The following is a 12,688-nucleotide window of genomic DNA, read 5'->3' as shown; positions in this document are numbered from 1 at the left end:
GGCCGGCGCCGCGCCCCCAGGCCCGCCAGGCCAAACCCGCGCCGGCCCCGGCCAAGCGCGCCAAGGCGCGTGCCCAGAACGCCCCGCGCAAGCTGTTCGTGCTGGACACCAACGTGCTGCTGCACGACCCCAGCTCGCTGTTCCGCTTCGAAGAGCACGACATCTTCCTGCCGATGATGACGCTCGAAGAGCTGGACCACCAGAAAAAGGGCATGTCGGAAGTGGCGCGCAATGCCCGCCAGGTCAGCCGCTCGCTCGACGCGCTGGTGCAGGACGCGACCCAACTCGAAGACGGCCTGGAGCTGGCCAAGCTGGGCAACAAGGACGCCACCGGGCGCCTGATGTTCCAGACCACCGCCATCCACAGCACCCTGCCGTCGGACCTGCCCATGGGCAAGGCCGACAACCAGATCCTGGGCGTGGTGCGGGCCTTGCAGGAAAAATACCCGCAGCGCGAAGTCGTGCTGGTGTCCAAGGACATCAACATGCGCCTGAAGGCGCGCGCGCTGGGCATGGCCGCGGAAGACTACTTCAACGACCACGTCCTGGAAGACTCGGACCTGATGTACTCGGGCGTGATGCAGCTGCCCGAGGACTTCTGGAACAAGCACGGCAAGGACGTCGAGTCCTGGCAACAGGGCGGCACCACCTTCTACCGCATCCACGGCCCCTTGTGTTCGCAGTTCGTGGTCAACCAGTTCGTCTACTTCGAAGGCCAGATGCCCCTGTATGCCCAGGTGCGCGAGGTCAGCGGCAAGATGGCGGTGCTGGCGACGCTGCGTGACTACACCCACGGCAAGAACAACGTCTGGGGCATCACCGCGCGCAACCGCGAGCAGAACTTCGCCATGAACCTGCTGATGAACCCGGAATGCGACTTCGTGTCGCTGCTGGGCCAGGCGGGCACGGGCAAGACGCTGCTGGCGCTGGCGGCCGGCATCACGCAGGTGCTGGAAACCAAGCGCTACACCGAGATCATCATGACCCGCGTCACGGTGCCCGTCGGCGAAGACATCGGCTTCCTGCCCGGCACCGAGGAAGAAAAGATGCTGCCCTGGATGGGAGCGCTGGAAGACAACCTCGACGTGCTGAACATGGGCGAAGGCGAAGGCAATGGCGACTGGGGGCGCGCCGCCACCATGGACCTGATCCGTTCGCGCATCAAGGTCAAGTCGCTGAACTTCATGCGCGGGCGCACCTTCCTGAACAAGTACCTGATCATCGACGAGGCCCAGAACCTGACGCCCAAGCAGATGAAGACGCTGGTGACCCGCGCCGGCCCCGGCACCAAGGTGATCTGCCTGGGCAACATCGCCCAGATCGACACCCCCTACCTGACCGAAGGCAGCTCGGGCCTGACGTTCGTGGTCGACCGCTTCAAGGGCTGGCCGCACTCGGGCCACGTGACCTTGCAGCGCGGCGAACGCTCGCGCCTGGCGGACTATGCCGGGGACGTGTTGTGAACCCTCGCGGGTGAGTCTCCGCGCCGCGCCCACTGCCGTGGACGGGCGCCGCCTCCCCGGGATGGCGTCTCCAAAGAAAAAGCCCCTTGAGCGATCAAGGGGCTTTTTTATCACCGGGGTCGGACGATTACTTGTCGGCGGCGTTGGTGATGGCGTTGCCGGCCCGCGACATGTCCTTGCCCATGCCCGCCACGGTATTGCAACCGGCGAGTACGAAGCCGAACACGACGAAGGCGGTCAGCACGATCTTGCTGCGCATGCTGGCGCTCCTGAAGTGAAGAAACGGTTCCGGGGCGTACTTTAAACGATCTGGACGCGGAGTTCGCCCAGGCCTTCCACGCCGCCGGTGATGACATCGCCCTGCACCACGGCGCCCACGCCTTCCGGCGTGCCCGTGAAGATGATGTCGCCCGGTTGCAGCTCGAACAGGCCCGACAGGTAGGCGATGCTTTCCGGCACATTCCAGATCATCTGGGAGATATCGCTGGCCTGCTTGCGCTGGCCGTTCACGTCGAGCCAGATGGCGCCCTTGTCGAGCGTGCCGACCACGCTGCGCGGATGGATCGGGCCCAGCGGCGCCGACAGGTCGAAGGCCTTGCCCACTTCCCAGGGACGGCCCTGCTTCTTCATCTCGCCCTGCAGGTCGCGGCGCGTCATGTCCAGGCCGAGGGCATAGCCCCAGACGCAGTCGTTGGCTTCTTCAACGGGGATGTCGCGGCCGCCCTTGCCCAGCACCACCACCAGCTCCATTTCGTAGTGCAGGTTGGAGGTCTTGGGCGGGTACGGCATCTTGCCCGTCTCGCCGTCGGCCACGCTCAGCACCGCGTCGGCGGGCTTGCAGAAGAAGAACGGATCTTCACGGCCGGTGAAACCCATTTCCTTGGCGTGCTCGGCGTAGTTGCGGCCGACGCAGTAGACGCGGCGCACCGGAAACAGCGCGGCGCTGCCGGCAACGGGAACCGCGGTCAGCGGCTGGGGAGGCAATACGTAGTCCATGATCTATCAACCTATGACGGGTGGGACGGTCCGATGGCAAAAATCATCCGCGAGTGTATCCCTTTCCGGGAACGCGAATATTCAGGAAATTGTAGGGATTTCCCCGTCGAACACCACCAGGCGTTCGATGAAATCCGCCATGTAGGCCTTCATTTCCTGGTGGGTGGGCGACACCTGGTAGCGGTCGTGGGCGGAGGCATCGGTGAAAGCCGCCACCACGGCGTGGGTCAGGCCGTCCGCGCGGCTGGCCAGATTGGGCCGGAAGGCGTAGCCGGCCACCCCGTCGCATTCGGCCAGGATGCGGTCGCAGTACCCCTGCACCCGGTCATGGAAGCGCGCATCGGCGGCGCCGGACAATTGCAGCATCACGACATGCAGGAACATCAGGACTCCTTTTTCGAACGGGCGACGGCCAGCCAGGCCCGGGACACCAGTCCCATGATGCCGTCGCGGAACAGCAGGACGCAGAGGATGAAAATGGCGCCTTGCACGATTAAGACCCAGGAACCCAGCGGCGCCAGGTAATTCTGCAGCGAGACGAAGGTGAAGGCGCCGGCAAGCGGCCCGAACACCGTGCCGATGCCTCCCAGCAGCGCCATCAGCACCACTTCGCCGTTGGCGTGCCAATGCACGTCGGTCAGCGAAGCCACGCCGAACACCAGCACCTTGAGCCCGCCGGCCAGCCCCGCGACCGCGGCCGACAGCGTGAAGGCCAGCAGCTTGTAGCGCGAAGTCGAATAGCCCAGCGAGCGGGCACGCTGCTCGTTGTCGCGCACGGAACGGATCACCTCGCCGAACGGCGAGTTCAACACCCGCAGCACGAAGGCGTAGCCCAGCGCGAACACCGCCAGCGTGAAGTAGTACATCGGCATCACGCTGTCCAGGTCGAACAGGCCGAACAGCTTGCCGCGCGGCACGCTCTGCAGGCCGTCCTCGCCGCCGGTGAAGCCCGCCTGCACCGCGATGAAGTACACCAGTTGCGACAACGCCAGCGTGATCATGGCGAAGTAGATGCCCTGGCGCCGGATCGCAATGGCGCCGAACACCAGCCCCAGCAGGCCGCCGGTCAGCACGCCGGCCAGCAGGCCCAGTTCCGGCGTCGCGCTCAGCAGCTTCATGACGATGCCGGTGGCGTAGGCCGCCGCGCCAAAGAAGGCCGCATGGCCGAACGACAGCAGGCCGACATAGCCCACCAGCAGGTTGAAGGCGGCGGCGAACAGCGCGAAGCACAGCACCTTCATCAGGAAGGTGGGATAGACGAACCAGGGCGCGGCCAGCGCCACCACGGCCAGGCCTGCCATGCACCAGCGCATGGCGCGGCGGCCCAGCTGCACCGGCTCGCGCGTGGCTTCGGCCGCCAGCACGTTCTGCACCTGCAACGGCTTGCCGAACAGGCCGGCCGGCTTGCACAGCAGCACCAGCACCATGATGATGAAGATCGCCAGGTTGGCGGCCTCCGGGTAGAACACCTTGGTCAGCCCCTCGATGATGCCCAGCCCGAAGCCGCTGACGATGGCGCCCATGATGGAGCCCATGCCGCCGATCACGACCACTGCGAACACCACCACCACCAGGTTCGAGCCCATCATCGGGCTGACCTGGTAGATGGGCGCGGCGATCACGCCCGCCACCGAGGCCAGCGCCACGCCCAGCGCGTAGGTCAGCGTGATCAGCAGCGGCACGTTGATGCCGAACGAGCGCACGACGGTCGGGTTCTCGGTGGCCGCGCGCAGCATGGCGCCGACCCGGGTCTTCTCGATCAGCACCCATACCGCCAGGCACAGCACCAGCGACACCACCACCGCCCAGCCGCGATACCAGGGCAGGAACATGAAACCCAGGTTGACCCCGCCGGTCAGCGCCTTGGGGATGGTGTAGGGCAGCCCCGACACCCCATAGGCCTGGCGCAGCCCGCCCTCGATCAGCAAGGCCAAACCGAAGGTCAGCAGCAGCCCGTACAGATGGTCCATGCGGTAGGTGCGCGAGATCAGCACGCGCTCGACCACGATGGCGAACGCCGCCATGATGAGCGGCACCAGCACCAGCGCGGCCCAGTAGTTCACCCCCAGGTAGTTCAGCAGCATCCAGGCCAGGAACGCGCCCGCCGTGTACTGCGCGCCATGGGCGAAGTTGATGATGTTCAACAGACCGAAGATCACCGCCAGCCCGATCGAGAGCAAGGCGTAGAACGAACCGTTGATCAGGCCGAGCAGGAGCTGGCCGAACAGTGCCGTGGACGGCACGCCGAAAATTTCGAACACAGGATTCTCCCCCTCAGACACCCAGGCGGCGCGCGATCCGCCCGGGATCGTTGCGCGCCTCTTGCGCCGACAACTGGTCGACCACGCGGCCATGCTCCATCACGTAGTGGCGGTCGGCCACCTTGGTGGCGAAGCGGAAATTCTGCTCGACCAGCACGATGGTGAAGCCGCGCTCCTTGAGCGTGCGGATGGCCTGCCCGATCTGCTGCACGATCACCGGCGCCAATCCTTCGGTGGGCTCGTCCAGCAGGATCAGCTGGGCGCCGGTGCGCAGGATTCGGGCGATGGCCAGCATCTGCTGCTCGCCGCCGGACAGGTTGCCGCCGGAGCTGCCGCTGCGTTCGCGCAGGTTGGGAAACAGGGCGTAGATCTCGTCCAGCGACATGCCGCCGTCGGCCAGGCGCGGCGGCAGCATCAGGTTCTCGGTCACGTCCAGGCTGCGGAACACCGCGCGTTCCTCCGGGCAATACACCACGCCCAGGCGCGGGATGCGGTGTGGCGCCATGCCCACGGTTTCCTGGCCATTGAGCCGGATCGAGCCGCGGCGCTTTTCCAGGATGCCCATGACGGCGCGCAGCGTGGTGGTCTTGCCGGCGCCATTGCGGCCCAGGATCGTGACCAGCTCGCCGCGCCGCACCTCGATGTCGACGCCGTGCAGCACATGCGATTCGCCATACCAGGCGTTGAGGTCCTTGATCGACAGCATCAGTCGTCTCCCTCGTCGGCGCCCATGTAGGCGGTAATGACGCGCTCGTCGCGCGACACCGTGGCGTAGTCGCCCTGCGCCAGCACCGCGCCGCGCGCCAGCACCGTGATGGAATCGGACAGGTCCGCCACCACCGACAGGTTGTGCTCCACCATCAGGATGCTGCGATTGGCCGAGACCCGGCGGATCAGCGCCGCGATACGGGCCACGTCTTCCTGGCCCAGGCCGGCCATCGGCTCGTCCAGCAGCATCACTTCGGGTTCCAGGGCCAGCGTCATGGCGATTTCCAGCGCGCGCTTGCGACCGTAGGGCAGCAGCGCCGCCGTGGTGTCGGCCAGGCCCGCCAGGCCGACGGCCTCCAGCAGGGCCAGGCCCTGGTCGTTGAGCCGATCGACGCTGCGGCGGCTGCGCCAGAACCGCATGCCGTCGCCATGCTGGCGCATCAGCGCCACGCGCATGTTCTGCAGCACGGTCAACCCCAGGAACACCGCCGAGATCTGGAACGAGCGCACGATGCCCAGCCGCGCGATCTGCTCCGGCGCCAGCGCGGTGATGTCGCGGCCGCGGTAGTGGATCGTGCCCTGGTCGGGCGTCAGGAACTTGGTCAGCAGATTGAAGCAGGTGGTCTTGCCGGCGCCATTGGGGCCGATCAAGGCATGGATGGAACCTTCCCGCAGGGCCAGGGACACGCCGTCGACGGCATTGAAGCCGCCGAACCGCTTGACCAGCCCCTGGGCGGACAGAACCGCTTGGGTGCTCATGGCCGTCCTCCTACATGCGGGCCAGCAGGCCGCCATCGATGGCCAGCACGTGGCCGTTGACGAACGCGGCGCCCGGCGAGGCCAGGTAGACCACCGCCGGCGCGATGTCCTCGGGCGTGGCCCAGCGTCCCGCCGGCACCGCGGTCGACAGGAACGACTGGAACTGCGGATTGTCTTGCAGCCCCTGGGTGAAGTCGGTGCGCACGAAACCCGGCGCCAGCGCATTGCAGGTGACGCCCCGGCCGCCATACTCGACCGCCAGCGCGCGGGTGAACGCCGCGATCGCGCCCTTGGCGGTGGCATAGGCCGCGATGTTGGGCATGGTGGCCTGGCCCGCGACCGACGACATCAGCACGATGCGGCCGAAGCCGCGCGCCGTCATGGCGGGCAGCACCGCGCGGGCGCAATGGAAGGCGCCGTTGACGTGGACGTTCTGCAGCGCCTGCCACTCGGCCGGAGTCATCTCGACCACCGGCTTGCGGTTCTGGTTGCCGGCATTGCTGACCAGCACGTCGATGGCCACGCCATCGGCTTCCAGCTGGGCGATGGCCGCCGCCACGGCGGCGCCGTCGGCCACGTCGAACACCGCGCTACGCGCCGTGACGCCGGCCGCGGCCAATTGTTCGCAGGCGCCGTTGCAGGCGGCCTGCGACAGATCGTTGATGATCACGCGCGCCCCCGCCCGGCCCAGGCCGGCGGCAATCGCATAGCCCAGCCCGCGCGCGGCCCCCGTCACCAGCGCGGTGCGCCCGGCCAGCCCGAAGGCCTGGCCCAGATAGTCCTGATTCAAGCTTGTCTCCTTGTTTTATAGGCGCCGGATCTCTCGCCGCGGCGACCTTCGGGACTGGCTCCTGAAGGTCGCCGCGCCCTGGCCCGGCCCGTGTCGCTCCGCTTTCCTTGCTGGAAAACGTGATTGACATAAATCTCAATATACGCGACTATTTTTAAACACTCAATAACAAGATTTTTAGTTTTTCTTCCATAACGAGTTTTGGCTAGGAGACATCATGGCCCTCGAAACCCCTGGCTGCCCTGCGGCCAACGCGCTGCCGCCGCTGGCATCGCGCTTTTTGAAAGTGGATGAATTGCCCTGGAAACCCACGCAAGTGGCAGGCATCGACATGAAGGTACTGATGCAGGACAAGGAGTCCGGCCTGCTGACCGCCCTGTTCCGCTGGCAGCCGGGCACCGAGCTGCCGCTGCACGAGCACGTCGAGGTCGAGCAGACCTACGTGCTGGAAGGCTCGATCGTCGATGCCGAAGGCGAAGTGCGCGCCGGCGACTACGTCTGGCGTCCGCGCGGCAACCGCCACGTGGCGCGGGCGCCGCACGGCGCGCTGGTGCTGAGCTTCTTCCTGAAACCCAATCTGTTCATCGACGCCTACGCCGGCCAGACGCTGGAATAGACGCCGGAACAGGCGCACCCCGGCAAGACCCGCGCGACCGCCCGGCACAGGATGGCGCGCCAAGATACAAGCCCCCGAGGAGACAAACCCATGAAGACCCGTTTCAAGCATTGCCTGGCCGCCTGCGCGCTGGGCGCGGTATCGCTGTCGGCCCAGGCCCAGGTGTCCGACGATGTCGTCAAGATCGGCGTGCTGGGCGACCAGTCCGGCATGATGGCCGACCTGTCCGGCAAGTTCGGCGTCGAGGCCGTGAAGATGGCCGTGGAGGATTTCGGCGGCACGGTGCTGGGCAAGCCGATCGAGGTGGTGTCCGCCGACCACCAGAACAAGGTGGACATCGGCGTAGCCACCGCGCGCCGCTGGTACGAGAACGAAAAGGTCGACCTGATCCTGGACGTGCCCAACTCCGCCATCGCCCTGGCGGTGCAGGACCTGACCCGCCAGATGAAGCGCGTGGTGATCTTCACCAGCGCCGGCTCGGCCGACCTGACCGGCAAGGCGTGCTCGCCCAACGGCATGCACTGGACCTACGACACCTACGCCTACGCCACCGGCGTGGCCAGCGGCGTCATGGAGGACGGCGGCAAGAGCTGGTACTTCATCACCTCCGACTATGCCTTCGGCCATTCGCTCGAACGCGACGCCATGGCGGTGGTCAAGGCCAAAGGCGGCCAGGTCGTGGGCAGCGTGCGCCACCCCATCGCCAGCGCCGATTTCTCGTCATTCCTGCTGCAGGCGCAGGCCTCCAAGGCCCAGGTGATCGGCCTGGCCAACGGCAGCGGCGACACCATCAACAGCATCAAGCAGGCCTTCGAGTTCGGCATCATGGGCAGCAAGCAGCGCGTGGCCGCGCTCTTCATGAGCATCGTCGACGTGCGCAGCGTCGGGCTGGAATACGCGCAGGGGCTGAACCTGGTCGAGCCGTTCTACTGGGACCAGGACGACAAGGCGCGGCAATGGTCCGAACGCTACTTCAAGCGCACCGGGCGCATGCCCTCGATGGTGCAGGCCAGCAACTACAGCGCCGCCATGCACTATCTGAACGCCATCAAGGCGGCCGGCACCGACGGCTCCGAGGCGGTGATCAAGAAGATGCATGAAACGCCCATCAACGACTTCATGACCGAAAACGGCCGCGTTCGCGAGGATGGCCGCGTGATGCGCGACCTGTACCTGTTCCAGGTGAAGAAGCCGTCGGAATCCAAGCGCGACTGGGACTACTACAAGCTGGTGCGCAAGATCCCCGCCGAACAGGCGTTCCGTCCGCTGAACCAGGGCGGCTGCGCGCTGGTGAAGCAATGAGCGGCGGCCCACTCGGACTGCTGGCCGGCAAGCGCGCCGTGGTCACGGGGGGCGCCAACCCCCGTGGCATCGGCGCGGCCATCGTCGCGCAGTTCCTGGCGCAGGGGGCCAGCGTGGCGGTGCTGGACCGCGACTACCCGGCCGGCGCCGACGCCGCGCTGGCCGGCGGCCGCGTCAACCTGCACTGCGACGTGTCGAGCGGCGCCTCCTGCGAGCAGGCCGTGGCGCGGGCGGCGCAGGCGCTGGGCGGCATCGACGTGCTGGTGAACAACGCCGGCATCGTCGCCGCGACCCGCATCTGGGACCTGCCCGAGGACGAGTTCCGCCGCATGCTCGACGTCAACCTGACCGGCACCTACAACGTCACCCGCGCCGCCCTGCCCCATCTGTTCGAGAGCGGACGCGGTCCCGCCATCGTCAACCTGGGCTCGACCGCCGCATTGCGCGGCGGCGGGCTGCTGGGCGGTTCGCACTATGCCGCGTCCAAGGGCGGCGTGATCAGTTTCACCAAGGCGCTGGCGCGCGAACTGGGGCCTCGCAGGGTGCGCGCCAACTGTGTGGCGCCGGGCATCATCGAGACCGACATGACGCTCGGCAAATTCGGCGAAAATTGGGAACAAGAACTCAAACAGGGCATTCCGCTGCAACGCTTCGGCTCTCCGGCCGAAGTGGCGCAGGCCATTCTGTTCCTGGCCTCGGACCTGTCCTCCTACTCAACCGGCATCGTGGTCGACGTCAACGGCGGCTTCCACATTCACTAGGCGCGTCAGCAGCAATGAGCACTCCCGATCGCATGTTGTCCATCCTCGACCTCTTCCGCGACGACACCACCGCCGCCTTCCAGGAGGACGTCATGGCGCATCTGGAGTGCTCGCGCGCCACCGCCTACCGCTATCTCAAGTCACTCACCGAAAGCGGTCTGCTGGCGCCGACCGCCGGCGGCGCCTACGTGCTCGGCTCGCGCATCATCGAGCTGGACCGGCACCTGCGCCGGCACGATCCGCTGATGCGCGCGGCGCGCGACGTCATGCGCGCCACGGGCGACGAACTCAACGCCAACCTGATGCTGTGCAGCTATTACGGCGACAAGGTCATGTGCGTGGACCGCTACTGGACCGACCATTCGATCGAATCCAGCTACGCCCGCGGCCGCCCCTTCCCGATGTTCCGCGGCGCCACCGCCAAGCCTATCCTGGCCAACCTGCCGCCCTACCAGCTACGCAACCTGATGCTGTGGCATGCCGCCGAGATCCGCGAGGCCGGGCTGGGCGAGGACTGGGATGCGTTCCGCGCCAACCTCAAGCAATTGCGCGCGGCCGGCGTGTGCGTGTCGCACGGCGAGGTCGACCCGGGGTTGATGGGGATCGGTTCGGCCATCTTCACGCCGGACCAGAAGGTGGTGGGCAGCCTGGTGTTCATCGCCGCCGAGGCGCGCACCCCGGCCAAGCGGCTGGTGCTGCTGCAGGAACGCATCCAGGCCGCGGCGGCGCAGGTGACGCAGAATCTGCAGGGCCTGCAAGACAACGGCGCGGCGGCGATCGGCATCATGCCGTCGCGGCCGCGCCGCCTGAAGACGCCCGCCGGTGCGACACCGGCGCGGCGTGGCAAGGCCTGATCAGGCCTTGTTGTAGCGCTCGGCGCTCTTGGTGATTTCCTCGTGGGCGGCGTCGACGCCCTTCCAGCCCTTGACCTTGACCCACTTGCCCTTTTCCAGGTCCTTGTAGTGCTCGAAGAAATGCTGGATACGGGCGGTGTCTTCGGCCGGCAGGTCCTCGTAGGACTTGATGTTGCGGTACGGGGGGTACAGCTTTTCGATCGGCACGGCCAGCAGCTTGGCGTCGCCGCCGGACTCATCGTCCATTTCCAGCACGCCGATGGCGCGGCAGCGCACCACGGCGCCGATCTGGATCGGGAACGGGGTCAGCACCAGCACGTCGGCGGGGTCGCCATCTTCCGACAGGGTCTGCGGGATGTAGCCGTAGTTGCACGGGTAGTGCATGGCCGTCAGCATGAAGCGGTCGACGAAGATCGCGCCCGATTCCTTGTCGACCTCGTACTTCACCGGGTCGGCGTTCATGGGGATTTCGATGATGACGTTGAAGTCTTCCGGCAGCTTCTTGCCGGGGGGCACGCGGTCATAACTCATGATGGAACCTTGTCAGTCTGAAAAGAGGATCAAAGCGAACCGTCGTCCTTGAACGGCGGCTTGGTGGTCGGCACCGGCACGGCGGGCGGCGCGGCCGGCTTGGGGGCGGCCGGCGTGGCCGGCGTATAGGTCGGCACGGGATTGTCGAAAGCCGCCGCGGGAATTGGCGCGCTGTCGAAATACTCGTCGATGTCGGAGGTGCTGCCGCCAACGACCGGCGCGTCTTCGGGCGCCAGGGCGCGGGCCTGCTGCTCCTTGCTGGCGCGGGCATCCGGATCCAGCACGTAGTCGGACGCCGATGCCGCCACGGCGGGCGGCAACGCGGGATAGTCGCCGCCGATCTCGGCGTCGCCATCCGACAGCCCCACCGCGTAGCCGCCCTCGGCGTCGACGTGGTAGGGATCCGATCCGGTATCCGCGGCCGGCAGCGCCGCGTCCGCGGCCAGCACCGGCAGCGCCATGCTGGCGGCCGTCGCCAGGCGCCAGTGGCGCACCGCGTCGGCCGGCCGATCGAGGCGGTCGTACAGGCTGCCCAGCAGCGCGTGCGTCTGCGCGTCGCTGCGGCGCGACAGGCTGCGCAGCAGGTAGCGCTCGGCCTGGCCCCACAGCTGGCCGTTCAGGCACAGCATGCCCAGCGCGGTCAGCAGATCGGGATCGGTGGGACGCTGCTGCAGCCAGGTCTCGGCCTTGGCCAGGCGACGCGAGACCTGCCCGGCATCACAACGGGCGTAGGCAGCCACCAGGGCGGGATTGAATTTCACGGCGATGGCGGCTTCCAGCACCTTGGCGGCCTCGTTGGCCTCGCCCGCCGCCTCGAAGGCGGAGGCGCCGGCCAGCGCGATTTCCGGCAGCAGGCGCTCTTCGGCCTTCAGGTCTTTCCAGATGGCGCGCCAGGCGTCATTGGCCGCACCCGCGCGCAGGCGCGCCGCGCCGGCCGCGTCGATCAGTTGGTCGCCTTCGCTGCGCGCCAGCGCATTGCGGCGCAGCAGGCCGCGCGCCAGCGTGAAGACCTGCTCGTCATGATGCAGGGCCGTGTGGGCGCGCAGGAGCAGGCGCATGGTGTGCAGATGACGGGCGCCGCCGTCGGCCAGCGGCGCCAGTACTGCCAGCGCGCGTTCGGCGCGGCCCTGGTCGAGCAGCATGTCGGCCGACACCGTGGCGGTGGCCTCCACCAGGCCCGGCTCGGCGCCGGCATGTTCCTGGGCCACGGCCAGCAGGCGGTCACGGCGGTCGAATTCACCCAGGCCATGCGCCGCGCGCGCGGCGGACAAGGCGGCCAGCACACGGCGGGTCTGCACCTTGGTCTGGTCGAGCAGGCGGGTCAGGTCTTTCTCGGCATGCGAATAGCGGCCTTCCAGCAGGCCGATCCAGCCGCGTTCGAGCAATTCGTGATCACGCGCCTGCGCGCGCTTGCCGCGCCAGGCGCGGACGCGATCGGGAATCGCCAGCAGCCAGGCCAGCAGGCGCAGGCCCACGTACAGCACCACGAAGGCCGCCACGATCAGCAACACAGCCAGCGTCAGCGACATCGAGATGCGCCACGGCCACACCAGCAGCAGCACATTGCCGGAATGGGAACGCAGCACCACCGCCAGGGCGACGGCGATGACGGCAAGCAGCAGGGTCCAGAACCAGGTACGCATGGGC

General features: G+C 67.3%; 14 protein-coding genes. 5 read left to right on the top strand and 9 right to left on the bottom strand.

Going from position 1 to position 12,688, the window contains the following annotated elements:
• Nucleotides 1–1,463, top strand: a 1,463-nt coding sequence (locus DK459_RS07775; protein ID WP_233256779.1) for a PhoH family protein, incomplete at its 5' end; no start/stop codon positions are given.
• Between the two features lie 127 nt (nucleotides 1,464–1,590).
• Here DK459_RS07775 and DK459_RS07770 read toward each other — a convergent pair.
• From DK459_RS07770 to DK459_RS07740, 7 genes are all read right to left on the bottom strand, one after another.
• Nucleotides 1,591–1,722: an entericidin A/B family lipoprotein gene (locus DK459_RS07770; protein ID WP_006388428.1), complete on the bottom strand. Its 132-nt coding sequence runs from the start codon at nucleotides 1,720–1,722 to the stop codon at nucleotides 1,591–1,593.
• A gap of 41 nt (nucleotides 1,723–1,763) precedes the next feature.
• A complete protein-coding gene (locus DK459_RS07765) occupies nucleotides 1,764–2,459 on the bottom strand; it encodes a fumarylacetoacetate hydrolase family protein (protein WP_006388427.1) in 696 nt (231 codons plus the stop codon).
• 81 nt (nucleotides 2,460–2,540) lie between these two features.
• Nucleotides 2,541–2,843 carry a Dabb family protein gene (locus DK459_RS07760; RefSeq protein ID WP_110134626.1) on the bottom strand — a complete coding sequence of 101 codons (303 nt, stop codon included), beginning with the start codon at nucleotides 2,841–2,843 and terminating at the stop codon, nucleotides 2,541–2,543.
• On the bottom strand, nucleotides 2,843–4,720 hold the full coding sequence (locus DK459_RS07755; protein WP_024068240.1) for an ABC transporter permease: 1,878 nt from the start codon (nucleotides 4,718–4,720) through the stop codon (nucleotides 2,843–2,845). Before DK459_RS07755 ends, DK459_RS07760 begins: the two co-directional genes overlap by 1 nt.
• Before the next feature lie 13 nt (nucleotides 4,721–4,733).
• Nucleotides 4,734–5,426 carry an ABC transporter ATP-binding protein gene (locus DK459_RS07750; protein WP_006388424.1) on the bottom strand — a complete coding sequence of 231 codons (693 nt, stop codon included), beginning with the start codon at nucleotides 5,424–5,426 and terminating at the stop codon, nucleotides 4,734–4,736.
• Nucleotides 5,426–6,187 (bottom strand): ABC transporter ATP-binding protein, encoded by a 762-nt coding sequence (locus DK459_RS07745; protein WP_006388423.1) that lies wholly within the window; start codon nucleotides 6,185–6,187, stop codon nucleotides 5,426–5,428. Before DK459_RS07745 ends, DK459_RS07750 begins: the two co-directional genes overlap by 1 nt.
• Before the next feature lie 10 nt (nucleotides 6,188–6,197).
• Nucleotides 6,198–6,977, bottom strand: a complete 780-nt coding sequence (locus DK459_RS07740) for an SDR family NAD(P)-dependent oxidoreductase (RefSeq protein ID WP_070542959.1) — start codon at nucleotides 6,975–6,977, stop codon at nucleotides 6,198–6,200.
• 217 nt (nucleotides 6,978–7,194) lie between these two features.
• Between DK459_RS07740 and DK459_RS07735 the strand changes: the two genes are divergently transcribed.
• From DK459_RS07735 to DK459_RS07720, 4 genes are all read left to right on the top strand, one after another.
• Nucleotides 7,195–7,593, top strand: a complete 399-nt coding sequence (locus tag DK459_RS07735) for a cupin domain-containing protein (protein ID WP_006388421.1) — start codon at nucleotides 7,195–7,197, stop codon at nucleotides 7,591–7,593.
• Nucleotides 7,594–7,683: 90 nt separating this feature from the next.
• A complete protein-coding gene (locus tag DK459_RS07730; protein WP_006388420.1) occupies nucleotides 7,684–8,895 on the top strand; it encodes an ABC transporter substrate-binding protein in 1,212 nt (403 codons plus the stop codon).
• Nucleotides 8,892–9,656 (top strand): SDR family NAD(P)-dependent oxidoreductase, encoded by a 765-nt coding sequence (locus DK459_RS07725; protein ID WP_024068236.1) that lies wholly within the window; start codon nucleotides 8,892–8,894, stop codon nucleotides 9,654–9,656. The genes DK459_RS07730 and DK459_RS07725 overlap by 4 nt, the downstream gene beginning before the upstream one ends.
• 14 nt (nucleotides 9,657–9,670) lie before the next feature.
• Nucleotides 9,671–10,510: an IclR family transcriptional regulator gene (locus DK459_RS07720; protein ID WP_054437289.1), complete on the top strand. Its 840-nt coding sequence runs from the start codon at nucleotides 9,671–9,673 to the stop codon at nucleotides 10,508–10,510.
• Here DK459_RS07720 and ppa read toward each other — a convergent pair whose 3' ends face one another.
• Complete coding sequence (gene ppa / locus DK459_RS07715) at nucleotides 10,511–11,041, bottom strand: inorganic diphosphatase (RefSeq protein WP_006388417.1); 531 nt, start codon at nucleotides 11,039–11,041, stop codon at nucleotides 10,511–10,513. It lies immediately after the preceding gene.
• 29 nt (nucleotides 11,042–11,070) lie between these two features.
• Nucleotides 11,071–12,684 carry a heme biosynthesis HemY N-terminal domain-containing protein gene (locus tag DK459_RS07710; protein WP_026383143.1) on the bottom strand — a complete coding sequence of 538 codons (1,614 nt, stop codon included), beginning with the start codon at nucleotides 12,682–12,684 and terminating at the stop codon, nucleotides 11,071–11,073.
• Between the last annotated feature and the right edge of the window lie 4 nt (nucleotides 12,685–12,688).

The organism is Achromobacter sp. RW408 (genome assembly GCF_003184165.1).
Classification (GTDB): Bacteria; Pseudomonadota; Gammaproteobacteria; order Burkholderiales; family Burkholderiaceae_B; genus Achromobacter; species Achromobacter xylosoxidans.
This window is presented reverse-complemented; position numbering and strand designations above follow the sequence as displayed.